This is a genomic window from Rhodoferax sp. U11-2br, assembly GCF_018619435.1.
Classification (GTDB): Bacteria; Pseudomonadota; Gammaproteobacteria; order Burkholderiales; family Burkholderiaceae_C; genus Rhodoferax.
Genome location: NZ_JAHFZF010000002.1, coordinates 192,259 through 218,149 on the forward strand (window position 1 = coordinate 192,259; position 25,891 = coordinate 218,149).

The 25,891-nt window shown below is 61.3% G+C and carries 25 protein-coding genes; 18 read left to right on the forward strand and 7 right to left on the reverse strand.

Annotated elements, in window-relative coordinates; genetic code table 11:
* Positions 1–28: 28 nt before the first annotated feature.
* The 3 genes from KKO72_RS02165 (at position 29) to KKO72_RS02175 (ending at position 4,013) form a co-directional block, all read left to right on the forward strand.
* Positions 29–1,639 (forward strand): GMC family oxidoreductase, encoded by a 1,611-nt coding sequence (locus KKO72_RS02165; protein WP_214935008.1) that lies wholly within the window; start codon positions 29–31, stop codon positions 1,637–1,639.
* A 68-nt stretch (positions 1,640–1,707) separates the two neighbouring features.
* Positions 1,708–2,487 (forward strand): tRNA (5-methylaminomethyl-2-thiouridine)(34)-methyltransferase MnmD, encoded by a 780-nt coding sequence (gene mnmD, locus KKO72_RS02170; protein WP_214935010.1) that lies wholly within the window; start codon positions 1,708–1,710, stop codon positions 2,485–2,487.
* A 179-nt stretch (positions 2,488–2,666) separates the two neighbouring features.
* On the forward strand, positions 2,667–4,013 hold the full coding sequence (locus KKO72_RS02175; protein WP_214935011.1) for a DUF2325 domain-containing protein: 1,347 nt from the start codon (positions 2,667–2,669) through the stop codon (positions 4,011–4,013).
* A gap of 34 nt (positions 4,014–4,047) precedes the next feature.
* Here KKO72_RS02175 and ccoG read toward each other — a convergent pair whose 3' ends face one another.
* On the reverse strand, positions 4,048–5,490 hold the full coding sequence (gene ccoG, locus KKO72_RS02180; RefSeq protein ID WP_214935013.1) for a cytochrome c oxidase accessory protein CcoG: 1,443 nt from the start codon (positions 5,488–5,490) through the stop codon (positions 4,048–4,050).
* Between the two features lie 74 nt (positions 5,491–5,564).
* Here ccoG and KKO72_RS02185 point away from each other — a divergent pair, with 74 nt between their 5' ends.
* Complete coding sequence (locus KKO72_RS02185) at positions 5,565–7,049, forward strand: PLP-dependent aminotransferase family protein (protein ID WP_214935015.1); 1,485 nt, start codon at positions 5,565–5,567, stop codon at positions 7,047–7,049.
* On the opposite strand, the gene KKO72_RS02190 is transcribed toward KKO72_RS02185, so the two are convergent.
* On the reverse strand, positions 6,972–8,366 hold the full coding sequence (locus KKO72_RS02190) for an FAD-binding oxidoreductase (RefSeq protein ID WP_214935017.1): 1,395 nt from the start codon (positions 8,364–8,366) through the stop codon (positions 6,972–6,974). The two genes, KKO72_RS02185 and KKO72_RS02190, sit on opposite strands and share 78 nt — an antisense overlap.
* A 294-nt stretch (positions 8,367–8,660) precedes the next feature.
* Between KKO72_RS02190 and KKO72_RS02195 the strand changes: the two genes are divergently transcribed.
* From KKO72_RS02195 to KKO72_RS02235, 9 genes are all read left to right on the forward strand, one after another.
* Positions 8,661–9,932, forward strand: coding sequence for an OmpP1/FadL family transporter (locus KKO72_RS02195; protein WP_214935019.1), 1,272 nt, complete (start codon positions 8,661–8,663; stop codon positions 9,930–9,932).
* Positions 9,933–9,958: 26 nt separating this feature from the next.
* Entirely contained in the window at positions 9,959–10,390 is a 432-nt protein-coding gene (locus KKO72_RS02200) for a YeeE/YedE family protein (protein ID WP_214935021.1), read from the forward strand.
* Positions 10,387–10,881, forward strand: a complete 495-nt coding sequence (locus tag KKO72_RS02205) for a YeeE/YedE family protein (RefSeq protein WP_214935023.1) — start codon at positions 10,387–10,389, stop codon at positions 10,879–10,881. The genes KKO72_RS02200 and KKO72_RS02205 overlap by 4 nt, the downstream gene beginning before the upstream one ends.
* Before the next feature lie 117 nt (positions 10,882–10,998).
* The gene (locus tag KKO72_RS02210; protein ID WP_214935025.1) at positions 10,999–11,466 is read left to right on the forward strand and encodes a rhodanese-like domain-containing protein; all 468 of its coding nucleotides are present in this window, start codon (positions 10,999–11,001) and stop codon (positions 11,464–11,466) included.
* Positions 11,467–11,489: 23 nt separating this feature from the next.
* Positions 11,490–12,518, forward strand: coding sequence for a cysteine synthase A (gene cysK / locus KKO72_RS02215; RefSeq protein ID WP_214935027.1), 1,029 nt, complete (start codon positions 11,490–11,492; stop codon positions 12,516–12,518).
* Complete coding sequence (gene epsC / locus KKO72_RS02220) at positions 12,515–13,462, forward strand: serine O-acetyltransferase EpsC (protein ID WP_214935029.1); 948 nt, start codon at positions 12,515–12,517, stop codon at positions 13,460–13,462. Before cysK ends, epsC begins: the two co-directional genes overlap by 4 nt.
* Positions 13,463–13,732, forward strand: a complete 270-nt coding sequence (locus KKO72_RS02225) for a helix-turn-helix domain-containing protein (protein WP_214935031.1) — start codon at positions 13,463–13,465, stop codon at positions 13,730–13,732. It begins immediately after the preceding gene.
* A gap of 69 nt (positions 13,733–13,801) precedes the next feature.
* Positions 13,802–14,731, forward strand: a complete 930-nt coding sequence (locus tag KKO72_RS02230) for a family 2A encapsulin nanocompartment shell protein (protein ID WP_214935033.1) — start codon at positions 13,802–13,804, stop codon at positions 14,729–14,731.
* A gap of 87 nt (positions 14,732–14,818) precedes the next feature.
* Positions 14,819–16,714, forward strand: coding sequence for a family 2A encapsulin nanocompartment cargo protein cysteine desulfurase (locus KKO72_RS02235; RefSeq protein WP_214935141.1), 1,896 nt, complete (start codon positions 14,819–14,821; stop codon positions 16,712–16,714).
* Between the two features lie 59 nt (positions 16,715–16,773).
* On the opposite strand, the gene KKO72_RS02240 is transcribed toward KKO72_RS02235, so the two are convergent.
* Together KKO72_RS02240 and KKO72_RS02245 are read right to left on the reverse strand one after the other, a co-directional pair.
* On the reverse strand, positions 16,774–17,286 hold the full coding sequence (locus KKO72_RS02240; RefSeq protein ID WP_371736803.1) for a DUF6803 family protein: 513 nt from the start codon (positions 17,284–17,286) through the stop codon (positions 16,774–16,776).
* Positions 17,287–17,368: 82 nt separating this feature from the next.
* Positions 17,369–17,737 (reverse strand): hypothetical protein, encoded by a 369-nt coding sequence (locus tag KKO72_RS02245; protein WP_214935037.1) that lies wholly within the window; start codon positions 17,735–17,737, stop codon positions 17,369–17,371.
* 180 nt (positions 17,738–17,917) lie between these two features.
* Between KKO72_RS02245 and KKO72_RS02250 the strand changes: the two genes are divergently transcribed.
* The 5 genes from KKO72_RS02250 (at position 17,918) to KKO72_RS02270 (ending at position 22,658) form a co-directional block, all read left to right on the forward strand.
* Positions 17,918–18,475, forward strand: a complete 558-nt coding sequence (locus KKO72_RS02250) for an alpha/beta hydrolase (RefSeq protein ID WP_214935039.1) — start codon at positions 17,918–17,920, stop codon at positions 18,473–18,475.
* Between the two features lie 50 nt (positions 18,476–18,525).
* Positions 18,526–19,527, forward strand: a complete 1,002-nt coding sequence (locus KKO72_RS02255) for a sulfate ABC transporter substrate-binding protein (protein ID WP_214935041.1) — start codon at positions 18,526–18,528, stop codon at positions 19,525–19,527.
* Between the two features lie 108 nt (positions 19,528–19,635).
* A complete protein-coding gene (gene cysT, locus KKO72_RS02260) occupies positions 19,636–20,517 on the forward strand; it encodes a sulfate ABC transporter permease subunit CysT (RefSeq protein WP_214935043.1) in 882 nt (293 codons plus the stop codon).
* Positions 20,514–21,398, forward strand: coding sequence for a sulfate ABC transporter permease subunit CysW (gene cysW / locus KKO72_RS02265; protein ID WP_214935045.1), 885 nt, complete (start codon positions 20,514–20,516; stop codon positions 21,396–21,398). Before cysT ends, cysW begins: the two co-directional genes overlap by 4 nt.
* Positions 21,399–21,539: 141 nt before the next feature.
* The gene (locus tag KKO72_RS02270) at positions 21,540–22,658 is read left to right on the forward strand and encodes a sulfate/molybdate ABC transporter ATP-binding protein (protein WP_214935047.1); all 1,119 of its coding nucleotides are present in this window, start codon (positions 21,540–21,542) and stop codon (positions 22,656–22,658) included.
* Here the strand turns inward: KKO72_RS02270 and KKO72_RS02275 are convergent.
* Genes KKO72_RS02275 through KKO72_RS02285 form a run of 3 tightly spaced genes read right to left on the reverse strand, consistent with a single transcriptional unit; the run spans position 22,655 to position 25,890 of the window.
* The gene (locus tag KKO72_RS02275; protein ID WP_214935049.1) at positions 22,655–23,029 is read right to left on the reverse strand and encodes a thioredoxin domain-containing protein; all 375 of its coding nucleotides are present in this window, start codon (positions 23,027–23,029) and stop codon (positions 22,655–22,657) included. The genes KKO72_RS02270 and KKO72_RS02275 overlap by 4 nt on opposite strands.
* 24 nt (positions 23,030–23,053) lie before the next feature.
* Positions 23,054–25,468 carry a bifunctional diguanylate cyclase/phosphodiesterase gene (locus KKO72_RS02280; RefSeq protein ID WP_214935051.1) on the reverse strand — a complete coding sequence of 805 codons (2,415 nt, stop codon included), beginning with the start codon at positions 25,466–25,468 and terminating at the stop codon, positions 23,054–23,056.
* The gene (locus KKO72_RS02285; protein WP_214935053.1) at positions 25,465–25,890 is read right to left on the reverse strand and encodes a phosphate ABC transporter substrate-binding protein; all 426 of its coding nucleotides are present in this window, start codon (positions 25,888–25,890) and stop codon (positions 25,465–25,467) included. Before KKO72_RS02285 ends, KKO72_RS02280 begins: the two co-directional genes overlap by 4 nt.
* Position 25,891 lies beyond the last annotated feature (1 nt).

The window sequence follows — 25,891 nt, forward strand, 5'->3', positions numbered from 1 at the left end:
ACTTGCCAACGCCTTCGTTTGATTCACCATGCCCCCAGAATTTGACTACATCATCGTGGGTGCAGGCTCCAGCGGCTGCGTGCTGGCGGGCCGTCTGAGTGAAGACCCGGCCACCCGTGTGCTGCTGCTCGAAGCCGGGCCGCCGGACCATTCGCTGTGGTTGCACCTGCCCATCGGTTACGGCAAAACCATGTGGAGCAAGACCTACAACTGGCGTTTTGAAACAACACCCGAACCTGGCATGGCCGGGCGGCGCATCTACTGGCCGCGTGGCAAAACCCTGGGCGGTTGCAGCGCCATCAATGGCCTGATCTACATCCGTGGCCAGCGGCAGGACTACGACCGCTGGGCCAGCATGGGCAACACCGGCTGGAGTTATGCCGATGTGCTGCCTTACTTCATCCGCTCTGAGGGCAACCAGCGCGGAGCCTCTGAGTACCACGGCGCTGACGGGCCACTCCAAGTGAGTGACATCGGCGCCAAACACCCGCTGATCGAGGCTTTCATCCAGGGGGCCAGCGAACTCGGGGTGCCACGCAATGAGGACTTCAACGGGCCTGAGCAGACTGGCGCGGGCTATTTCCAACTCAACACCTTCAGGGGTTGGCGCTGCAGCACCGCTACCGCGTTTCTGAAACCCGCACGCCGACGCCGCAACCTGACGATTCAGACCAACGCCATCAGCACTGGCCTGATCTTCGAGGGCAAGCGGGCCGTGGGTGTGCACTACCGCCAGGACGGGGTGGCCAAGGAGGCTCGCTGCACGATCGAGGTGTTGCTGGCCGCAGGCGCAGTGCAGTCACCGCAGCTTCTGCAGGTCTCAGGAATCGGCCCCAAGGCTTTGCTGGCGCAACACGGCATTGCGCTGATCCATGACGCGCCTGAAGTGGGCGAGAACCTGCAAGACCATTTGCAGATTCGGCTAGGGTTTGAATGCAGCCAGCCGATCACCACCAACGACCAGCTCAACTCATGGGTCGGCAAGCTCAAAATCGGTCTGCAATGGTTGTTGCAGCGCAGCGGCCCGCTCGCAGTGGGCATCAACCAGGGTGGTTGTTTCATGCGTGCCCTGCCCAAAGAGTCGACGACGCCCGACATCCAGTTCCATGTGGCCACGCTGTCCGCCGACATGGCGGGCGGCCAGGTGCATCCGTATTCGGGCTTCACGCTGTCGGTCTGCCAGTTGCGCCCCGAGTCACGTGGTCAGATTCACATCCGTAGTGCCGACCCGCTGGAGGCACCGGATATCTCCCCCAACTACCTGAGCACCGAGTTGGACCAGCGCACCGTGGTGGCTGCGGTCAAGACGGCGCGCGCTGTCGCTGCCAGCAACGCCCTTAGTCCCTTGGTGCACCGCGAGGTCAAACCCGGCCCCGACGTCAACACAGATGCCGATATTCTGGCCTTTTGCCGCCAGCACGGCGCCACCATCTTCCACCCGGTGGGCACCTGCCGCATGGGGGTGGATGTCACTGCGGTGGTGGACCCCCGACTGCGTGTCAACGGTGTTCAGGGCCTGCGCGTGGTGGACTGCTCAGTGATGCCCACCCTGGTGTCGGGCAACACCCATGCGGCAGCGGTGATGCTGGCCGAGAAGGCGGTGGACATGATTCGCGAAGACCATCCAGGCCGACGTTAAACCGCAGCTTGCCAGCTACTGGCCTTGCTACAGTGTGTGCATGCGCCTTTTTCCCGATTGATTGCTGTATGTCCGTGCCCGAATCCATCAACTGGCTGGAAGACGGCTGTCCCTACAGCCCGCGTTTCCAGGACCGTTACCACTCCTGCACCGGTGGCCTGGCGCAGGCTGCGGGTGTTTTTTTGCGGGGGTGTGGATTGCCACAGCGCTGGCATGAGCAGGACCACTTCACCATTCTGGAAACCGGTTTTGGCCTGGGCCAGAACTTTCTGGCCACCTGGGCCGCGTGGTTGGCCGACCCACAGCGCTGCCAGCAATTGCACTTTGTCTCGGTGGAGGCGTATCCGGTGGCTGCGGCTGACTTGGTCCGTGCCGCACAAGCGGCTGAGGCGGGTCTTGGTGAACTGGCCCTGCCGCTGGTGCCGGTTGGACCGCTGGCCGACGAACTGGCGGGTGTTTGGCAAAACCTGTCACCGGGCCAACATCACTTTCAATTTGCCCAGGGCCGGGTGCAATTGACACTGGCTGTGGCTGATGTGGTGCAGGTGTTGCCAGGGCTGGACGTGGTGGCTGACGCGGTGTTCCTGGACGGTTTCAGCCCCGGCATCAACCCCGACATGTGGTCAGCGGCCACGCTGCAGGCGGTGGCAGGCTTGTGCCGCCGCGGAACCACGCTGGCCACCTACACCATCGCACGGCGGGTGCGTGATGGTCTGACACAGGCGGGTTTCGCGGTCAAGAAGTGCCAGGGTTTGCCACCCAAGCGGGACCGGCTGGAGGCTGTTTTTCAGGGTCTGGACAACTCAGCTGCGTCCGCACCCGCGCAGCTCGCACCGCTGAGCGCCTGAAGACAGGCAGGACAACATCGCCCACCGGCAGGTAAGCGCCCGGACTTGGCACAAGCCGTCATTTCAGGCATAAGCAAATGCACAAAAGATACACGCCTGAGCTTGGCTGATTTCCTTCGTTGCGGCTGGGTGCGTCGGTCTCTAGCATGGGCCTTTGCTTGACTCCTGCAGGACACACAATGACCCTATTGACCAGCAATCAGGCCCATCAGGCAGAGCAGGTGCTCAAGGCCCATGGCCTGTCACGCGTGCATATTCACTCGGCTGCGGTGCTGCTCAGCGAGGTGATGCAAAACGACTGCACGACCCAGAGCAATACGCTGCCAGACACGTCACTGGCTGTTCCCTGCGAATCCGTCACTGGCTCGGGACGGCGCAGGCTCTGGGATATGGGCCACAGCGCCGCCTGCCCGGTCACTGGCGTCTGCCTGGACCTTCCCGAGCTGCAGAAGCTGGCGCGCAAATCCGGCCTGTCCGTTGATGGCTGCTCCGACTACGAAGTGCACAGCCTGGTGCTGCAGGCCTGCCGCAGCCGATCTGCCCTGGCCGAACAACTCCAGCGCGAGCTGGACCGCCGTTATGCCCGGCAGATCCAACAGTCCCATCGTTTCAAAACCACTGAGGCCCTGGCTGAAGGCTGGACACACACTAGCCTGGGTTCCGACTGGGCCGGCGATTTCTGGGCGCTGTTGACCCACCCGCACTGCTCTGCCGATCTGGAGAATCAAGTGTTAGGCCAGGTGCACATGCTGCAGCACCAGATGGGTCTGGCAGCGCGGGCTGACATCACCCGGCTCAACGAGGTGTTGGCGCACAACCAGTGTTTGATCCAGGAGTTGGCGGCTGCACGACAACGCTTGCAAGCCCAGGCAGCAGAGCAGGCTGCCACTCTGGACGCCTTGCGGACCGAGTGCAACCAACTTCGAGCCCGCCTGATCCGTGCCGAAGCTGCGCGCAGCCTGGCACCATCTGAAGCCGTGGCTGCTCAGGGTTCAGATATTGCAAGCCTGTCACGGCAGCGTCAGGCCGAGGGCAAACAGCGTCTGGCAGATCACAACGAAAAGTTGTTGATGCGAAAGTTGCGGCGTGAGGCCGAGGCACAGGCCAACGCGGTGCGACCTGGTAAGCCCGACCGCACATCCATAGAAACCGAGGCGGCTAAAGGTGCCACTTTCGACACCAGCCCCCCATCAACTGTGGACCTGACCGACCGCGCCGTGTTGTGTGTCGGTGGTCGCACCCAAGGCATCCCCATCTACCGCCAGGTGATCGAGAACCGTGGTGCACGCTTTATGCACCACGACGGCGGCGAAGAGGACAAGGCCAGCCGCCTGGGCAACCAGCTACAAGCGGCCGATGTGGTGATTTGCCAGGTGGCTTGTATCAGCCACGGCGCCTACTGGCGCGTCAAGGAGCATTGCAAACGCACCGGCAAACCTTGCCTGTTTGTCGAAATGCCCAGCCGCTCTGCGCTGGAGCGGGCTCTGGGTCAGCTGGCGTCGCGCGTGCTGGGCAGCCTGGCCTGAAGGCAGTGACTGATCGCTTACACCAGCCAACCCCTCACTGCGGCACATGAAAGGTGGTTTTCTCGCGCACCTTGACCAGCTCTTCATCTGACCCAAGCTGCGTGACCTCCAGCTGGATCGGCAAGGTCTGCCCGGCCAGGTTGCTGGCGTCGGTGAACGGCAGGCGCACGCTCAGGGGCACGGTGCGGGCCTCAACCGGGCCCAATGCCAGCTCCAGCGGTTCACCCATGGACAAATCGGGGTGACCCAGCACAGTCACCCGGTAACGCTGTACTTCTTCGGTGGCGTTCATGACATGTAAGCGGTAGACGTTTTCCACCGCGCCCCCATTCACCACCCGGGCCATCACACCGCGGTCACGCACCACATCCACCCGCATCGGGCTGCGCAGGGCGACGCTGCTCACAAAGGCCAGCACCGCTGCCAACAGCAAAGCTGCGTAAATCAGCACCCGTTTGCGCAACACCCGCTTGCGCATGGTCGGCTGGTCCCAGCCGTTGGCCAGGCCGTTCTGGGTCGAATAACGGATCAAACCCTTGGGATAATTCATTTGCCCCATGACCGTGTCACACACGTCAATACAGGCGGCACAACCAATGCAGTTGCTTTGCAAACCATCGCGTATGTCGATGCCGGTTGGGCAGACCTGCACACACAAGGTGCAGTCAATGCAGTCGCCCAAGCCCAGCGCCTTGGGGTCGGCGCTGCGCGAACGTGCGCCGCGTGCCTCACCCCGTGTTGTGTCGTAGCCGATAACCAGGGTGTCGCGGTCCATCATCGCACCTTGGAACCGGGCATAGGGGCAGGCGTGTTTGCACATCTGCTCACGCAAATAGCCCGCGTTGACATAGGTGGCCAGGCCATAAAAACCGACCCAGAACAGCTCCCACGAGGTCCAGGCCAGGGTCAGAGCTTGCGCACCCAGGGTCTGGATTGGTGTGAAGTAACCGACAAAGGTGAAACCGGTCCACAGGCTGATCAAGAGCCAAGTCGCCTGTTTGCCGCCCTTGCGGGCCAGCTTTTCAGGTGTCCAGGGCATCGCATCGAGCCGTTTGCGGGCGTGGTGGCTGCCTTCCAGGCGCTGCTCCACCCACAGGAAAATCTCGGTGTAGACCGTTTGCGGGCAGGCGAAACCACACCAGATGCGCCCGGCCACGGCCGTCACAAAAAACAGCAGCAAAGCCGCCAGCATCAACAACACCGCCAGGTAAATCAGGTCTTGCGGGTACAAGGCCAGGCCAAACAAGTAGAAGCGCTGCTGCCCCAAGTCAAACAACACCGCTTGGCGGTCGTTCCAGGACAACCAGGGCAGGCCGTAAAACACCAGCTGGGTCAGCCACACCGCCGCCCAGCGCCAGGCAGCAAACCGGCCGGTGACGGCACGTACATAAATCTTGTTTTTGGCATCCATCACAAACAGGCCACCCTCGGTAGCGCTGTCAGCAACGGGTAGGATGGGAATGATCGTTTTTGACATACGTCAAGGATGCCGCAGACTCATCTGAAATGGTAGATTCAGTTTTTAAGAAAAAAACCATATCAGTTTCCACCATGAAACGCTACGAACACTACGCCCAGGACATCGCCCGGCTGATCAAGGCCCAGACCTTGCGCCCTGGTGACCGGCTGCCGTCGGTGCGCCAGGCCAGCACCAGCCGCCAGATCAGCCCGGCCACGGTGTTTGCCGCCTATTACCTGCTGGAAGCGCAGGGCTTGATCGAGGCGCGTCCCCGCTCGGGCTACTACGTCACGACACAAGCCCAGCCGCTGCAGGCCGAGCCAAGCACCGCGCCGCCCGGTGCAGACGCCACCGCCGTCAACATCAGTGATCTGGTGTTCGAGGTGCTGGAGTCCACCCGCCAGCCCGATGTGGTGCCGCTGGGTTCGGCCTTTCCGAGCCCGGCGCTGTTCCCGCTGGACAAACTGGCGCGTTGCCTGACACCCGCGATGCGGCAATTGGCGCCCGAGCGTCTGGTGGAAGACCTGACCCAGGGCAACGAGCGCCTGCGCCGATGGATCAGCCTGCGGTATGCCAGCCACGGCACCGCAGTGAAGATGGACGAAGTGGTCATCACCAACGGTGCGATGGAGGCCTTGACCTTGTGCCTGCAGGCGGTGACCCAGCCCGGCGACGTGGTGGCGGTGGAGTCGCCCACGTTTTATCTGGCCCTGCAAGCGCTGGAGCGGCTCAAGTTGCGCGCGGTCGAGGTGGCCACCCACCCGCGCGACGGCATCGACTTGGCGTCGCTGGAGGCTGTGTTGCAGGCCCACCCGGTGAAAGCCTGCTGGTTCATGCCGAACTTCCAGAACCCGCTGGGCAGTCTGATGCCCGAACCCCGCAAACAGGCGTTGGTCAAATTGTTGGCAGAGCACCAGGTGCCCTTGATCGAAGACGACGTTTACGGCGAGTTGTACTTTGGCCTGAACCGCCCACCGCCCGCCAAGGCCTACGACCAGCACGGTTTGGTGTTGCACTGCAGTTCATTCTCCAAAAACCTGGCGCCAGGTTATCGGGTGGGCTGGGCTGCCGCTGGCCGATTTGCCAAGCAGGTGCAACGTCTCAAGCTGATGACCACCCTGTCCAGCGCGATTCCTTCGCAGCTGGCGATAGCAGACTACCTGCAAGGCGGCCAGTTTGAGCGCCACTTGCGGCAATTGCGGCTCAGCCTGGCCAAACAACAGGATGTCGCCTTGAAGGTGATTGCAGCGCATTTTCCGGTGGGAACACGGGTCACCCGACCGCAGGGTGGTTACTTTTTGTGGCTGGAATTGCCGCCGCAGGTGGATGCCTTGGTGTTACAGCGTCGGTTGCTGGCCCAACGCATCAGCATCGCGCCCGGTCACCTGTTCTCTGCCGACCAACGCTTTGGTCATTGCCTGCGCCTGAACTACGGCCAACTCGCGGATGCCCGCTTTGAAGACGCCCTCAAACGTGTCGGGCAGGTCGCCTGTGAGTTGTCAGCGCTCGTCCCGGTAGCTGTACCACTGGTACAGGATGCGCTGCCCGAGGCGGCGAAACGGCGCCAGCGCTGGTGAGCGCACCACGCCGAACAGGTTCGGGGCCTGTAGCGGTGCGTTGTAGATGGGCAGCTTGAAGACCTCCTGCCCGGCGTCCTTGCCGGCCACCCGTTCGGCCAGCCGTTTGCCCGCCCAAGTCGAAAAAGCCACGCCATTGCCGCCATAACCCAGGGCATACCAAGTGGTTTGGGCCGGGTCAGGCTGGGTGATGCGCGGCATCATGTCGTGGCTGACATCGACCCAACCCCACCACGAGTAGTCGATGCCAATGCCTGCGAGTGGCGGAAATTTGCGCGCAATGGCGTCGGTGAGCAATTTCAGATGTTTGGGTGCAGAGGCGTTGGCGCCATGGATGGCGCTGCGGCTGCCAATTTGCAAGCGCTTGTCGGGCAACAGACGGTAATAAAAGCGCAAGGTGCGGGTGTCGGTCAGGAAGGTGCGGGTCTGAAAATTCGTCGCCGCTATCTCCGCATCGGTCAAGGGCCGGGTCACCACCGAGTTGGAGAGGATCGGCATGATCTTGTTGGTGAGCTGCGGATGCAATCCCTGCCCGGTGTAACCGCCGGTGCACACGGCCACCCGTTTTGCCCGAACCGTGCCGCCGGGCGTTCGCAGCAACTGTTCGTCGCCCACTGTGGACCAGCTTTGCACTGGACTGGCTGGGTGGAACTTGACGCCGTGCGCGCGCGCCTGGTTGATCAGTCCGTAAGCAAACTTCATGGGATGAATGCCAATGCCCTGCGATTCCAGCATGGCGCCCACCGCATCACGCTCGTCGCAGTAGTCACGATGCAACTCCTCTGCCGTCAACAAACGGGGGTCATAGCCAAACACCTCGCGGCGAACACGGGCTTCGTTGCGCAGGTAGGCCAGTTTCTCGGGCCGGTGTGCCAGATACAGGTGGCCACCAGCGTAGGCGTCGCAGTCAATCTGACGCGTCAGGTCAGAGAAGTTGTCATAGCCGGTACGCACCTCGTGATCGAGTTGTTTGGCCACGTCCAGCCCCCAACGGGTGATCCATTGGGAGCGGGTCAGGCGCCCGGCGGCGTTCTGACCCTGACCGCCGTTGCGACTGGAGCAGCCCCAGACCGTCTGGTTGGCCTCCAGCACCCGCGCCTGGATGCCGTGTTCACGCGCTAGGTAGAGCGCGGTGGCGATGCCGGTCAATCCAGCACCGATGATGATCACCTCGGTCTCTTGGTCAGAAGCAATGGGGCCATCGTCTTGGGGAGGCAGACCGGCGGTGGCAGTCCAATAGGTGGGGGCATGGGCACTGCCGACGCCGGGGCTGGTCGAGACCAGCGGGTCGTAATGCGGATCGTAGGGACTGAGCATGTTTTTCTCGGAAACGGCAAACCCGGCGAATGCTAGCCAGACCTGTAGCAGCAGGGAACGAAGGATTTCGAGGATGCATGTTTGAAAACTGCATAAGCAGGGCAACTGCGGTCGATGCTGAAAATGCTCCTGTTTTGATAATGACTTGTTGAGCATCCACAAGGGCCAGAGGTCAATAAGGCGCCCAACCCGAAGGCAAGTGCCCATTTCGCGTTAACTTATGCGGAATTCTTCGTTGGCATGGCGCGGGTGATGCGGGACAGTTCTTCTTTTCAAGTACCTGTTTCTCGCCGTATGACCTCGCTTCCACTCCCTCTTCGTACCCTGGCCTTGGGCCTGGCTCTGGCGGCGCCGTTGGTGGCCAACGCCACCAATGGCTACTTTTCACACGGTTACGGCGCCAAGTCTCAAGGCATGGCCGGTGTTGGTATTGCGCTGCCGCAGGATGGCCTGGCTGCCGCCACCAACCCCGCGGGCACCGCACTGGTGGGCAACCGATATGACTTCGGGCTGACGGTGTTTGCACCGAAGCGCAGTACAGACATCATTGGCAACGGCTTTGGCGCCGACGCCAGCTACAGCGGCAACGACACCAGCACATTCCTGATCCCGGACTTTGGCTACACCCGCCAGATTAATCCCGACCTGGCGGTCGGTGTGGCGGTGTATGGCAATGGCGGCATGAACACCGACTACGGCCAGAACCCGTATGCCCGTTTTGGCGCCACGGGTTCGGCAGGCGTCAACCTGGAGCAGCTGTTTATTTCTCCTTCGGTGGCCTACAAGGTCAACGACACCCACACCTTTGGCGCCGCGCTGAATGTGGCTTACCAGCGTTTTGAGGCCAAGGGCATCGGCCTTTTTAGTGGCTTTTCAACATCACCAGCGAATGTCAGCGACCAGGGTGTGGAAAGCAGCACCGGTGTGGGTGTGCGACTCGGCTGGATTGGCAAAGTGACGCCGCAATTGACACTGGGCGCCACCTGGTCCTCCAAGATCTCCGGCAAGTTCGACAAGTACAAAGGGCTGTTTGCCGATGGTGGCAGTTTTGATGTGCCCGAGAACTATGGGCTGGGACTGGCGTTTGAGGCCACACCGGCCTGGACCCTGGCCGCTGATGTGCAAACCATTCTTTACAGCAAAGTGAGCGCCGTTGGCAATTCGGCGGCCAGCCTGTTTGCGGGCCAGTCACAACTAGGTGCTGCCAACGGCCCTGGCTTTGGCTGGAAAGATGTGACGGTACTCAAGCTCGGGGTGAGCCACCAACTGCGCTCTGACCTGGTCCTACGGGGTGGCCTGAGTTTTGCCAATCAGCCGGTGCCGCAGTCTGAGACCTTCTTCAACATTCTGGCGCCAGGCGTGATCACCCGGCATGTGACGCTGGGCGCCACCTGGACCAGCCCGAGCGGCGGTGAACTCACCGGATTTTTTGCCCATGGCTTGGGTGAAACGGTCAACGGTTCAGGCTCCATCACACCGGGCAACCCGCCCGGCTTTGGCGGCGGCGAGGCCAATGTGCGCCTGAAGGAAAACATCATCGGCATCGCTTACGGCTGGAAGTTCTGAGCGTCAATTCTGTTACTGCAAACCTCATGAACCATTTCACACCGGTCTCGGCGCTGCTGGGGGGCCTGCTGATTGGCCTGTCAGCGAGCTTGTTGCTGTGGCTCAATGGCCGCATCGCTGGCGTCAGTGGCATCCTGTTCGGGCTGCTGTCGGGCTCTTTGCCTGAGCGTGTCTGGCGTGGCCTGTTTGTGCTGGGGCTGGTGCTTGGCACGGCCGGCTACCTAGCTCTGACCCTCACCTCAGCGCCAGTGCGCCAGGGATTCCCGGTGCCACTGTTGCTGTTGGCGGGTTTGCTCACCGGTTTTGGCACCGCTCGCGCCAATGGCTGCACCAGCGGCCACGGTGTCTGTGGGCTGGCGCGCCTATCGCTGCGTTCACTGGTGGCAACGGTCACGTTTCTGGGGGTGGCCTTGTTCACGACCTATCTGACGCGGCATCTTCTCGAGGTAGGCACATGAGCCGCGCCAAGCCAGTGTTGCAGGGGCTGGTCAGCCTGCTTGCGGGCACGGTGTTTGGTGTGGGGCTGGCAGTCGCCCAAATGATCGATCCAAATAAGGTGCTGGGGTTTCTGGACGTGGCAGGTGCGTGGGATGCCAGCCTGCTGTTGGTGCTGGGTGGCGCGGTTACGCTGACGGCCATCCTGTTTCGACTGGTGCTGCGGCGCGCCACACCGGTGTTGGACGACCACTTTCATCTGCCGACAACCTCGGTGATTGATGCACGCCTGCTTACCGGTGCGGCACTGTTTGGCGTGGGCTGGGGTGTCGCTGGCTACTGCCCCGGACCGGCTGTGGCCTCCTTGGGTTTTGCCAACCCCGAAGCGATGTGGCTGCTGCCCGCCATACTGCTCGGGGCCGGCCTGCAACGCTGGCTTGACCAGCGGCATCGAGACCAGCACACAGCGACCAAACCACCCACCTCATCAGATGAATTGGTAATGAAGAACTAAGAAAACTGTTGTTTGTGTTTTGACTGACTGTCTTTAGAGTCCCAAGCACTGCCTGTAGCCACCAAGTTCAGGTGATTTGAACCACTCCGACAACCCGTCAATACAAGGATAAAACCCATGAGTCATGTCATCGAAGCCACCCCTCTGAACGAAGAATTAAATGCAGTGCGAAAGGTCGCCCTGGCCACTGCCCTGCCTTACGCCGGAGGGGTCCCGCCCAAGTTGGCCTGGGCCCTGGTGGAAGCCGGTGAGGCGGTGCTGGTGGATGTGCGCACCACCGAAGAGCGCAAGTTTGTTGGCCACGTGCCAGGCAGCCTGCATGTGGCCTGGGCCAGTGGCACCGCCTTGACTCGCAACCCGCGGTTTGTGCGCGAGCTGGAGGCCAAGGCACCCAAGGATGCCACCATTTTGTTGTTGTGCCGCAGCGGCAAACGCTCAGACCTGGCCGCCGAGGCCGCCGCCAAAGCAGGATTCACCAACGTCTTCAACGTGCTCGAAGGTTTTGAAGGCGAGATCGACGAACAACGGCACCGTGGCCGTCTGGGCGGCTGGCGCGCCCACGACCTGCCCTGGGTCCAGGATTAACCAACCACCACGAAGGACAAACCATGAGCAACTTCTTTGCAGACAACTCTCTGTCGATCGGCCGCACACCGCTGATCAAGCTCAACCGGGTGACCGATGGCGCAGGCGCCACCGTGCTGGCCAAGATCGAAGGCCGTAACCCGGCCTACTCGGTCAAATGCCGCATCGGCGCCGCCCTGGTCTGGGACGCCGAAAAGAAGGGTCTGCTCAGGCCCGGCAAGGAAATTGTGGAACCGACCAGCGGCAACACCGGCATTGCGCTGGCGTTTGTGGCGGCGGCACGCGGCATCCCGATCACCCTGACCATGCCCGACACCATGAGCATCGAGCGGCGCAAACTGCTGCTGGCCTATGGCGCCAAACTGGTGCTTACCGAAGGTGCCAAGGGCATGAAGGGGGCGATTGCCAAGGCCGAAGAAATTGCCGCGAGCGACCCCAAATACGTGTTGCTGCAGCAGTTCAAGAACCCGGCCAACCCGGCCATCCACGAAGCCACCACCGGCCCGGAGATCTGGGAAGACACCCATGGTCAGATCGACATCCTGGTCTCTGGCGTGGGCACGGGCGGCACCATCACCGGCATTTCGCGCTACATCAAAAAAACCCAAGGTAAACCCATCACCTCGGTGGCAGTGGAGCCGACCGCCAGCCCGGTGTTGACACAAGCCCGTGCGGGTGACGAGATCAAACCCGGCCCGCACAAGATCCAGGGCATTGGTGCTGGTTTTGTGCCCGATGTGCTGGACTTGTCCTTGGTGGATGCCATTGAGCAGGTCAGCAACGAGGAAGCCGTGTTGTTTGCCCGCCGCCTGGCGCGTGAAGAAGGCATTCTGTCGGGTATCTCTTGTGGTGCCGCAACGGCAGTGGCGGTGCGCTTGGCCAAGAAGCCCGAGAACGCTGGTAAGACGATTGTGGTTGTTCTGCCTGACTCCGGTGAGCGTTATTTGAGCTCGATCCTGTTTGAGGGGCTGTTTGATGCCGCAGGTCTGGCGACAGAAGCCACCGCAGTGTCCGCACCTACAGCACCTAGCCCTGTTGCGGTGGCTGTATGAGCGTTGTTGCCCTGCGACCAGGCGAGTTCCGCCCGCCGGTGTTCGAGCTGAAACAGGTCGTCGCAGAGCTGGCCGACGTGCGCCAACGCTGGCGCGCATCACAAAAACGCTCCACCGAGCCTGGTGGGCGCGAGTTGCCCTCGCGCGATGCACTGGCGCAGATCATTGACGGACTACGCGGCGTGTTGTTTCCGATGCGCCTGGGTCCAGCCGACTTGCGCCAGGAGAGTGAAGACTTCTTTGTGGGCCACACGCTTGACAGTGTGTTGCACGCGCTGTTGGCGCAGGTGCGGCTGGAACTGCATTACGCGGTGCGGCACCAACCGTACCAGGATGCGCTGGGTATGGAGACCGATGCGGTGAAGCTGGTGCAGGATTTTTCACTGGCCTTGCCCAAAATCCGCAGTCTGCTCGACGCCGATGTGTTGGCCGCTTTTGATGGTGACCCGGCGGCGCGCAGTGTGGACGAGGTGCTGCTGTGTTACCCGGGTATTCTGGCCATGATCCACCACCGGCTGGCGCATCAGCTCTACGTGTTGGGGGTGCCGCTGTTGGCGCGTATCGTGGCCGAGCTGGCGCATGCACAAACCGGCATCGACATTCACCCGGGCGCCACGATTGGTTCGGGCCTGTTCATCGACCACGGCACCGGTGTCGTGATTGGCGAGACGGCGATCCTTGGTGAACGGGTGCGGATTTACCAGGCAGTGACCCTGGGCGCCAAGAGTTTCCCAACCGATGCGGCCGGCAAACCTATCAAGGGCCAGAACCGCCACCCGATTGTCGAAGACGAAGTCATCATTTACGCGGGCGCCACGGTGTTGGGCCGCGTCACCATCGGGCGCGGTGCCAGCATTGGCGGCAACGTCTGGGTGACCCATGACGTACCGGCTGGCGCGGTGATCACCCAGGCACGTGCACAACACGAGGCCGTTGGCGGGTAAATGACACAGATCGTCAGCAGTTTTGGCGTTACGGTGCGCCAGCTCCGCGAAGCCCAGGGTTGGTCGCAGGAGGTGCTGGCCGAGCGTGCCAACCTGAACCGCTCCTACATCGGCGAACTCGAACGCGGCCAGGCCATTCCGTCGCTGCTGACCCTGCAGAAACTGAGTCAGGCCCTGGGCTTGAGTCTGGCCAATCTGCTGGCCCATACCGAGCGTATCGCCCAGACACACGCCGTCAAAGGCATCGAATTGACGTCTATAGCATGTTGATGGATGGCTGCAGACTCCCGACACTTTGCCCCATACCCGTTTTTCTTTTTTCACTTCACGGAGTCTTTCATGACCAAAAACCAAGTCCACACCACGCTGGGCGACAATGCCGCACGGCAGCTGGCCAACGCCACCAAAACCACGGCGCAACTCTCGACCATTTCGCCACGCTGGCTGACGCACTTGCTGCAATGGGTGCCGGTGGAAGCGGGCATCTTCCGCCTCAACACCGTCAAGGACCCGGAATCGATCAAGGTGACATGCACCGCGCGCCAGACTGAGAATCAGTTGCCGCGCACCTTTGTCAATTACGACGAAAAACCACGCGAATTCTTCCTGAACGCGGTCAGCACAATTCTGGACGTGCACACCCGCATTTCCGACCTGTACAGCAGCCCGCACGACCAGATCAAGGAACAACTGCGCCTGACCATCGAGACGATCAAAGAAAACCAGGAAAGTGAACTGATCAACAACCCGGATTACGGCCTGCTGTCGCAAGTCACCGATGACCAACGCATCTTCCCTTTGAGTGGCGCGCCCACCCCGGACGACCTCGACGAACTGCTGACCAAGGTCTGGAAAGAACCGGCCTTCTTCCTGGCACACCCGCTGGCGATTGCCGCCTTTGGCCGTGAAGCCACACGCCGTGGCACCCCGCCGCCGACCGTCAGCCTGTTTGGTTCGCAGTTCATCACCTGGCGCGGTATTCCGCTGATCCCGTCCAACAAGATTCCAGTGGCCGATGGCAAGAGCAAGATCTTGCTGTTGCGTGTGGGTGACAAGCGCCAGGGTGTGATCGGCCTGTTCCAGCCGGGTCTGCCAGGTGAACAAAGCCCAGGACTGTCGGTGCGTTTCATGGGCATCAACGATCAGGCGATTTCGAGCTACCTGATTTCCCTGTATTGCTCGCTGGCCGTGCTGACACCGGACGCGCTGGCGGTGCTGGACGATGTGGAAGTCGGCAAGTACCACGACTACGCCGACACCTACAAATAAGCGCCCGTCATGACGACCGCTTTCTCCCCCCCAACAGGGGCCCAGCCAGGCACGGCGCCGCCGTTCGACCCGGCTTTACTGGCCAGCATGGCGTCTGCCCTGTTTGGCGCGCTGCCAGGTGAGCAGGCCAGGGCGCCGGGCGTGCAGGCGCCGGTGAATCTGGCACCTGCGGGTTCACCCCTGGTGAGCCCGGCCGGTTTCGGCCCCGGTGTACCAGGGACACCCATTCCACAGGGACAAGTGCCCGGCACCAACCTGGTTCCGGCCTCACCGACACCGGTGCTGTCTCTGGCGCACCGCGCTCCTTCGCTATTACCCCATGCCCAGGCGGGCAATGGGCTGCCCGACACCGTGGTCACCCAGCTGCCAGCGTACGAGCCCCGTTTTGGCAGTGGTGTGCTGGGTGTGCGCGAAGCCTCAGGTGCATCTGCGTCTGAAGCCTCTCGCCATTCGGCAGCGGCCAGCGCGTCGCCGTTTTACTTTGTCAGCGACAGTTTTGGCCATCCGTCAGCGGGTGGACTGCCAGCCAATGCGCCGGTGGCAGACTACTTTGCCGAGACACCGTCGCTGCCAGCGTCTGCGACAGCACTCAGTAACGCACCCGCAGCAGCACCGGCCACCACCCCAACAGCGGCTGGGGTGATCAGCTCTGAGCCCAAATACTATTTTGTGGACTCGGTTGTCTTGCCAAATGGGTATGTCACCCCTGCCAAACCTGCACCAGGCGCTACTATTCCTGCAGCAGGCTCGGGGCAACATCCCCCGTTTGACGTGAATGCCATCCGGCGCGATTTCCCGATTCTGCAGGAGCGCGTGAATGGTCGGCAGCTGGTGTGGTTTGACAACGCTGCTACCACTCAGAAACCTCAGTCGGTGATTGATCGTCTGGCGCATTTCTACGCGCATGAGAACTCCAACATCCACCGCGCTGCCCACGAACTGGCAGCTCGGGCTACCGATGCTTATGAGAGCGCACGCGAAAAGTTGCGCGCCTTCATCAACGCGCCCGATGTGAACGAGGTGATTTTTGTGCGCGGCACCACCGAAGCGATCAACCTGGTGGCCAAGAGCTGGGGCGGGCAACATGTGGGTGAGGGTGACGAGATCATCGTCAGCCACTTGGAGCACCACGCCAACATCGTGCCGTGGCAGCAACTCGCATCAAGCAAAGGAGCCAAGCTGCGTGTGATCCCGGTGGATGACTCTGGACAAGTGCTACTTGATGAGTATGCGAAGCTGCTCAACGACCGCACCAAAATCGTGGCGGTCACCCAGGTGTCGAACGCGCTGGGTACGGTGGTACCGGTGAAGGAGATCGTGGCTTTGGCGCACCGCGCCGGTGCTGTGGCCCTGGTGGATGGCGCCCAATCGGTGTCGCACATGCGGGTGGATGTGCAGGACATTGGTGCTGACTTCTTTGTGTTCTCCGGACACAAGGTGTTTGGCCCAACCGGCATTGGTGCGCTGTGGGGCAAACGCTCAGTGCTCGAAAACATGCCACCTTGGCAAGGTGGTGGCAACATGATCGCCGACGTGACGTTCGAGAAAACCGTGTTCCAGCCGATTCCCAACAAGTTTGAGGCGGGCACCGGCAACATCGCCGACGCCGTGGGTCTGGGGGCCGCCATTGACTATGTCAACCGGGTCGGCATCGAGAACATCGGTCGTTACGAGCACGAACTACTGGTCTACGGCATGCAACAACTGGGCGCCATTCCGGGCGTACGCCTGGTTGGCACCGCAGCCGACAAGGCCAGCGTGATGTCGTTTGTGCTGGCGGGCTACAGCACCGCCGAGGTTGGCAAGGCGCTCAACGAGGAAGGCATCGCAGTACGAACTGGTCACCACTGTGCCCAGCCGATTCTGCGGCGCATGGGGCTGGAGACCACGGTACGGCCCTCTCTGGCGTTCTACAACACCTTTGACGAGGTGGACCGGCTGGTGGCGGTGGTGCGCCAGCTGGCGGCAGCGCGACCCCACTGAACCACTGACATCGCGATGGGGGGTGCTCGCACCGGGTGCGGCACCCCTTTTTTTGACCGTCAGTGGTTCATGCCGGGCATGCTGCCCATGTCATGCACCGCAGCTGGCGCCTGATGCATCAGCAGCGTCGGGTCCAGCATGCCAAAAATCATGGCCACGTGTGCCACCACCAGGAAGATGGCGACAAAGGTAGCATGTAACTTGAGCTTGCCCTCCTCTGTGCGTCCTTTGCCGATCAGCCCCAGGTCAAGCAAGGCCAGGCCCAGCAGCGGCACGATGCCCGACAGATAAAACCCCACCGCGATGACATCTGCCGCACCACGCCAGCCACCCGAGGTGGTCAGCGGGATCACGGCGGTGGCGATCAGGTAGACAAACACCCCACAAAAATACACACCGCCCACAATGCTGGCGCTGCGATTGATCTGGCGCACACCGCCGTGGAATTGGCGAGAGAAAAGGATGTACAGCTCGGTGATGGCCACGGTTTCGGCCAGGATGACCGGGATGGCCATAAAAAGGATCAGGTTCCAGGGCTGGTTTTGCGCCAGCAACTCCATGTAATGCGTCATAGACACGATGAATTCTCCAAATGTGAACGAGTGAAACGACCGCCCTGCAGCATGCAAGGGGGTCACAGCAAGAACAGGAGAATCAGACGCGAGGGGGTTTGAGTTCGGGCGCGGCAACTTGGCTGGCCATCGGCTCAGCAGTCCAGTTCGGCAGGGCCATGGCGCTTGAGATCGCCACAACGCAGCTCAGAGGTCTGGCCAAACCCACACACAGGCAGGCACACACCGCACAGCTGGTGCAACTGAAACAGTCGGAGGTTTCAGTGTTGCAGGGCGCCTGAGCGTCAGCTGAACCAGCCACTGCCTGCAAGTCCGCCACGGGTATCGCAGCCGGGTGGTGTGCCGCCGCAGAAACGTTGGTTGATGGCATTTGCTCACACGCCCGAGCTGGCGCCGCCACCAGCACAAACAGGGTGACAAAGACAAAGAACAGTCTGGTGCAAAACGACATGCGGGCGGTGTTCAGAAGGAGCGTTCATTGTAGGAGGACGCTGCCAAAGAGCGGCCGACCAGACGTTTGATATGTCGGAATGCAGATAAGCAAATAGAAATTAAGTCGTTTGTGTTTGAACTGAGCCACACCACAATGCGGCCTTGTTTCGTTCTTAACCTTCATCAAGCACCGCACATCATGGTCCCGATCGTCATCGTCCCTGGCTGGCAAGACTCGCCACCCGGCCACTGGCAAAGCCTCTGGGCAGCGCAGTTGCCGGGTGCGGTGCGGGTGCAGCAGGACGACTGGCTCACGCCGTCGCGTGAAGCCTGGGTGGCGTCGATCAGCCGCACCATCCTGGCGCAAGACCGCCCCGTGGTGGTTGCGGCGCACAGCCTGGGCTGCATCGCCATCACCCATTTGCCGCCTGAGGTGGCTGCCCACATCCAGGGCGCCCTGTTGGTGGCCCCGGCCGACCCCGAGCGTCGTGGTGTGTTGGCCGACTTTGCACCGGTGCCTTACCAGCGCCTGCCTTACAGCAGCATCATTGTGGCCAGCAACACCGACCCGTTCTGCCCGGTGCGCACCGCTGGTGCTTATGCCCGTGCCTGGGGCAGTGAATTTGTTCGGCTGCAAAATGCCGGCCACATCAACCTGGACGCGGGCTTTGGCCCCTGGCCACTGGGGCTGGCGCTGCTGCAGTCACTGATCATCGAGGCCGACAGCCAGACACCGCCGGTGGCTGTAGCCGCCTGATACCTATCGCAAGCCTTTTGACATCACCTCTTTTTCTGCCAAGGATATCCATGAAATTTAAGCAAAATATCACTCTAGCCCTTGCCGCCATTGGGCTGACAGCTACAACTTTTGTGTCTGCACAGACCACCTTGTTGAACGCATCCTACGATGTGGCGCGCGAGTTCTACAAGGACTACAACACCGCTTTTGTCGCCAACTACAAAAAGACCACCGGCAAGGACGTCAAGATCGACCAGTCGCATGGTGGCTCCAGCGCCCAGGCGCGGGCGGTGAATGACGGGCTTGACGCGGACGTGGTCACCATGAACACCACCACCGACGTGGATTTCCTGGCCAGCAGCGGCATCGTGGCCAAGGACTGGGCCAAACGTTTCCCGCACAACGCGGCCCCCACCTCCTCAACCATGCTGTTTTTGACACGCAACGGCAACCCCAAAGGCATCAAGGATTGGAACGATCTGGTCAAACCCGATGTGAAGGTGATTGTGGTCAACCCCAAAACCGGTGGCAACGGCCGCATGGCCTACCTGGCCGCCTGGGGTTATGTGCGCAAAACCGGCGGCACCGATGCCCAGGCCTTTGACTTTGTGAGCAAGCTGTTCAAAAACGTACCGGTGCTGGCCAAAGGCGGGCGTGATGCGACCACGATCTTTTTGCAACGCAATATTGGTGACGTGTTGATCACCTTCGAGTCAGAAGTGGTGTCAGTGGACCGCGAGTTCGGCGTAGGTAAGGTCGATGCGGTTCACCCCTCGGTCAGCATCATTGCTGAGAACCCGGTGGCGGTGGTTGAGCGCACCGTGGCCAAGAAGGGTACGGCTGAGCTGGCCAAGGCCTATCTGGATTACCTGTATTCCGATGAAGCCCAGGAAATTGCCGCCAAACACGGCATCCGCCCAAGCAACCCCAAGATCCTGGCCAAGTACAGCAGCACCTTCAAGCCGATCCAGCTGTTTGCGGTGAGTGACTACTTTGGCTCGTTGACCGAAGCGCAAAAAGTGCACTTCAACGACGGCGGCCAGTTCGACAAGCTCTACACCGTCAAGTAAACCGCCTTTTCTGATCTGTGCCACTGGTCAGTCCGCGCAAAGTGCGGTCTGGCCGGGCAAGCCTGGCTTACATGGCGGCGGGCAGGATCAGCATGCACTGGACACTCCATGACCACCGCAACCATACCCATCTCGCCCCAAGCGCTGGCCGGACCGGGCAAGCGCTCGGCCAGACGCGTGCTGCCGGGCTTCAACCTGACGCTGGGCTACACGCTGTTTTACCTGAGCCTGATTGTGCTGATCCCGCTGTCAGCCTTGTTGTTCAAGACTTTCACCCTGACTTGGGCCGAGTTCTGGACCGCAGTGGCCAGCCCGCGTGTGCTGGCTTCGTACCGGCTGACCTTTGGTGCCTCGTTTCTGGCAGCGCTGTTCAACGTCTTTGCCGGACTGCTGCTGGCCTGGGTGCTGGTGCGTTACGACTTTTGGGGCAAAAAGATCATCGATGCGCTGGTGGATCTGCCTTTTGCACTGCCCACGGCCGTGGCGGGCATCTCGCTGACCGCCCTGCTGGCGGGTAATGGCTGGGTCGGGCAGTACCTGGAGCCACTGGGCATCCAGCTGGCGTTCAACCCCAACGGGGTGGTCATTGCGCTGATTTTTATCAGCCTGCCGTTTGTGGTGCGCACGGTGCAGCCGGTGCTGGAAGATGCTGAGAAAGAGCTGGAAGAAGCCGCCACTTGCCTCGGTGCCTCACGTTTGCAGACCTTTCGTTATGTGATTTTTCCGGGCATTGCCCCCGCGTTGTTGACCGGTTTTGCCATGGCCTTTGCGCGTGCGGTGGGTGAATACGGCTCGGTGATTTTTATCGCCGGCAACATGCCCATGGTGTCCGAGATCACCCCGCTGATCATCATCGGCAAACTCGAGCAATACGACTACGCCGGTGCCACTGCGGTGGCCACGGTGATGCTGGGTATCTCCTTTGTGCTGTTGCTGGTCATCAACGGCCTGCAGAGTTGGCAGCGCCGCCGCGCCGGAGGCAAGACATGAGCACGCGCACTTTGCGCCGTGCGGATGCCGGCACCACCGAGCCCACCTGGGTGCGCTGGTCACTGATCACGCTGGCCCTGAGTTTTGTCTTTTTGTTCCTGCTGCTGCCGCTGGCGGCGGTGTTCACCGAAGCCTTGCGCAAAGGCCTGCCCGCCGCGCTGGAAGCGTTGCGCGAACCCGATGCCTGGAGCGCCATCCGCCTGACCCTGCTCACCGCCGCCGTGGCGGTGCCACTGAACCTGGTGTTTGGTGTGGCGGCTGCCTGGGCGGTGGCCAAGTACGAGTTCAAGGGCAAGGCGTTTTTGACCACCTTGATCGACCTGCCGTTTTCTGTGTCACCGGTGGTGGCAGGGCTGATCTATGTGCTGATGTTTGGCGCACAGGGTTGGATTGGCCCCTGGCTGGCCGAGCACAACATCAAGATCGTGTTTGCTGTGCCCGGCATCATCCTGGCCACGGTGTTTGTCACCTTCCCGTTCATTGCGCGTGAGCTGATTCCGCTGATGCAGGCGCAGGGCACAGACGAGGAACAGGCAGCCATTGTGCTGGGCGCCACCGGTTGGCAAACCTTTTGGCATGTGACGCTGCCCAACATCAAGTGGGGCTTGGTCTACGGTGTGATCCTGTGTAACGCACGCGCCATGGGTGAGTTTGGTGCGGTGTCGGTGGTCTCGGGCCACATCCGTGGCCAGACCAACACGCTGCCCTTGCATGTGGAGATTTTGTACAACGAGTACCAGTCTGTGGCTGCTTTTGCCGTCGCGTCCCTGTTGGCCTTGCTTGCATTGCTCACTTTATTGATCAAGTCGGTGGTCGAGTGGCAGTTTGAGCGTGACCAGAGAGCCGCCGCCGATTTGCCGCCTGAGCGTCCCAGCACATGACGCACACCCCAGGCTTCGCGCACTTCGTGTCGCTACGCCACCCCCTTGCAGGGGCAACACCTGAGGCCCGGCAGAGCCGGTTCCACGGTGTTCCTGATCGCCCCATAGCTCACACTCACATTGCTTTTTTAGAGAATCACCATGAGCATTGAAATCCGCAACGTCAGCAAAGACTTTGGTAACTTTCACGCCCTGCGTGATGTGTCCCTTGAGATCAACTCCGGCGAACTGGTCGCGCTGCTAGGGCCATCCGGTTGCGGCAAGACCACGCTGTTGCGCATCATTGCTGGGCTGGAAACGGCCGACCGGGGCCATATCCTGTTCAACGGCAACGACACCACAGACAAACATGTGCGCGAGCGCAACGTTGGTTTTGTGTTCCAGCATTACGCGTTATTTCGCCACATGAGTGTGTTCGACAACGTGGCTTTTGGCCTGCGCATGAAGCCCAAGGCGGTTCGCCCCTCAGAGGCTGTGATCAAGGACAAGGTGCACGAACTGCTGGGCCTGGTGCAGCTTGACTGGCTGGCCGACCGTTACCCGTCCCAGCTGTCGGGTGGGCAACGCCAGCGGATTGCCCTGGCGCGTGCGCTGGCCGTGGAGCCGCAGGTGCTGCTGCTCGACGAGCCCTTTGGTGCGCTCGATGCCAAGGTGCGCAAAGAATTGCGCCGCTGGTTGCGCCGCCTGCATGACGACCTGCATGTGACCAGCATTTTTGTCACCCACGACCAGGAAGAGGCGCTGGAAGTGGCGGACCGGGTGGTTTTGATGAACAGCGGCCAGGTCGAGCAGATTGGCTCGCCGCAAGAGGTCTGGGACCACCCGGCAAGCCCGTTTGTCTACGGATTTTTGGGCGATGTGAACCTGTTCCATGGCCGCGCCCACGAGGGTGAGATGCTGATTGGTGAAGACCAGCAGGGTCTGCGCCTGGTCACCCCCGAGCACAGTGCGGTGCAGGACAGCAAGGCATTTGCCTATGTCCGCCCGCATGATCTGGAGGTGTTGCCCTATGTGAGCAGCCCGGACGCGGCTCAGCCATCACGCGGTATTGTGGCCAAGTTGACACGCGCCATGGTGGTTGGCCCCACAGCCCGACTGGAGCTGGTGCCGGCTGATGCCACCGCTGCCGGCAGTGGCGACATCATCGAAGCCCATATCCCGGCCCAGCTCTACCGCGACCAGGGTTTTCAGGAAGGTGACACGGTGCTGTTGACACCGCGCCGGGCACGGGTGTTTGTGGCCGAGGGTGAGGGTATTTAACGGCGCCAGGCCGCCACACGCGCCACCAGGGCCGCCACGGCCGGGTCGGCCAGCGGGCTAGCAGCGGGGTCTGCCAATGCCGCGCGTACCAGACGCTCCAGGGTGTGAGCTTGTGGCGTGATCGTGCCAAAAAAGTGGGGCGCAGCACCCCGGCTCAGCAGCAGGGTGGGGAAGTTCTCGACATCCAGCGGGTCCAGCACCTCGGACTCGTCTTCGATGTCGAGCCAGAGAAACTGGGTGTGCGGGTGATCCGCCTGCACACTGGCCTGCACCTGGGTGAAGGTGCTGCGGTATTGTTCACAGACGTTGCACCAGGCGGCACACAGGCACACCACCAGCAGCGCATCGGGGGAAGGGGAAGTTGTTGACATCAGTTCAGAATGGTCCAGATCACATCAGGGCTGGGGTGCCGCCAATAGCGCCGTGACCCGGGTGGCGACCGCGTCAAACTCTTCAGCTGGCACGGGCCGTGAAAAATAGTAACCCTGTGCATAGTGGCAGCCCATGCGTTGCAGCGCCGTCAAATGGCTTTGTAACTCCACCCCTTCGGCGACGATGTCCAGGCCCAGGCTGCGGCCCATGGCGATGATGGCGCCCACCAGGGTGTGTTCGTTGCTGCCGTCTTGCATGTCACGCACAAAGGACTTGTCGACCTTCAAGGTGTCCACCGGAAACAGTTTGAGGTAAGACAGTGAGGAGTAACCGGTGCCAAAGTCATCCAGGTAGACCTTGAACCCCAGTTCATGCACCGCATTGAGCCAGCCCAGCGACTTCTCGATGTCGTGCAGCATCACGCCTTCGGTGATCTCCAGCGCCAGTTTCGAAGGTGAAATGCCATAACGCCTCGCCATCTCCTGCAGCTTGGCTGGCGGCAGCCCGTCCGGGATCTGCCTGCCGGAAACATTGAGCGACAAGCTGTAGTCCAAGCCCTGGTTTTGCCAGGTGGCCAGTTGCTGGCAGGCCACCTCCAGCATCAGCAGGCCCATCTCGACCACCAAGCCGGTTTTTTCGGCCAGCGGGATGAAACTGTCGGGCATGACCAGCCCACGGGTCGGGTGCCGCCAACGGATCAGAGCCTCGGCACCACACAGTCGCTGTGTGACCAGATCAATCACCGGCTGGTAAAACAGCACAAATTCATGGTTGCGGATGGCACTGCGCAGGTCACTTTCCATGTGCCGGCGTTGTTCTGCGGCTTCGGTCAGCAGCGGGTTGAAGAACACATGGCTGTCGCCGCCCGCCGATTTGGCGCTGTCCATGGCCAGCTCCGCCTGGCGCAGCAGCGATGGCACATCAAAGCCGTCACTCGGGAACAAGGCCACGCCAATGCTGGCATGCAGGCTGATCGGAGAACCATCCACAAAATAGGGCTGGCGGATCGCCTGCACGATGCGGCTGACAATGCGGTCAACGGCTTCACCCTGGGTGATGTGGTTCAAGATGATGCCGAAATTGTCTGCACTCAGACGGGCCAGGGTGTCGTCACTGTTGACACATGCCGACAGTCGGCGGGTGGTGGCCTGCAGGATTGCATCCCCAGCGGGTAGCCCCATGCCTTCGTTGATGCGCCGGAACTCATCCAGGTTCACCAGCAAGAGCGCAAAGCCGCCTTTTTTAGACGCAGCATAGTCCTGCACATAGGCGTGCAGACGGTCTTGCAAACCCTGACGGTTGGCCAGTCCGGTGAGCAGGTCGGTGATGGCCAGTTGCCGGGCAGAGGCTTCCGACTCCTTGAGGTGGCTGACGTCGTGCATCACACCTTGCAGCAGCTTGTCACCCACGCAGCGCAGCACCATATTGATCCAGCTGCGCCCACTGCCAGGCATCTGCACCTGCAGGTCCTGGGTCACCGCATTGTTCTGGCGTAACGCGCTTTGCAGCAGCCCGTCCATCTGGTCCGGGCTGTGCCAGGGCAGCTGTTTGATGTTGAGTGCGGGCAACATCCCATGTGAAGACTGCTGGCTGATGCCAAACAGTCTCGCAAAAGCCGGATTCCAGGACGACAAGTCACCGTGGTCATCCATGAGGAACAGGCCCGACTCCGCGTTGTCAAAAATGGTGTGGAATTTCTTTTCGTCGATTTCCCCCTGCAAACGCAGCTCGCGTTCGGTCGCCAGGGCGCCGGTCAGGCGATCCGACAGGGCGTTGATGTCCACCACCAGCTGGCCGATTTCGGTGCTGCCATGCCTGGCCGGTATGGCGAGGCGCTCACCGGCCGTGGGGTCCATCCGGTGCAGGCGGTCCGACATGGCCTGGATCGGGCGTACGATGAACAACAGCATCATCAGCACCACCGCAAAGGTCACCATGCCCAGTTGCCAGCTGAGCTGAATTGCCGCGAGCCAAACCTCTTCACTGATGCGGGCGTTGATCACCTTGGGATCGGGGGTCAGCACAATCCGGCCAACCAGTTTTTGCTTGTCAAAGGGGGAGTAGATCAGGCGTTTGAGTGAGGGGCCGCTGGTGCTGCCGGTGGATGGTCCACGGCGTTTGTCCGCCAGCAACTCTTCTTCAGTCGAGATGCTGACCGCCAGCACATCGGAGTTGTTCAACAACCCCTGTGCCAGCTCGTAGGCCAGCGTCTGGTCCTTGACAAAACACGCCACCGCCAGGGTGCTCTCCATGGTGTCAAGCAGCTCGGCCAGACGTGTCTGTGACGCCAGATGGGCACGTTGGCTGGTGGCATGGGCGGTGTAGGCCACGGCAATCAGGCCGGCCAGCAAGGACGTGGCGATCACCGCCAAGGTCGAGCGCACCAACAATCCGCGCAGACGCCAAGCCGCCGTCAGTGCGCGTGGGGGCTGCCTCATCGAGGGAATTCCATCACGATACGAAAACGCCGGTCGACCTGGCTGCGATCAATGTAGGCAATGCCGCCCGGCTGGTCCGCCAACAAAAGCATCACCTCATTGGCATTGGCTGCCTGCAGCGGTGGTGAGGTTTTGCCTGAAAACAGCAGGCGTGCCCAGTAGGCGCTGATCTCATTGGGTTCTTTGTTGACCAGCTTGCGGTAAAACTCGGTACGCAAGGCCGTGTTTTCAGGCTGATCAATGGGCACGGCTGTGCCACCTGAGGGCAGTCTGCGATAACGCCCCAAGAAAATATTGACAACATCGTCCTGGCCAAGCCGGGTGATGGTGCTGGCGGTATTCACCACCACTACTGGTTCCGCGCAGCCAACCGCGCCCAGACCCAACAGCGCTACGAATAAGGTCAGTCGCCAGATCTTCATG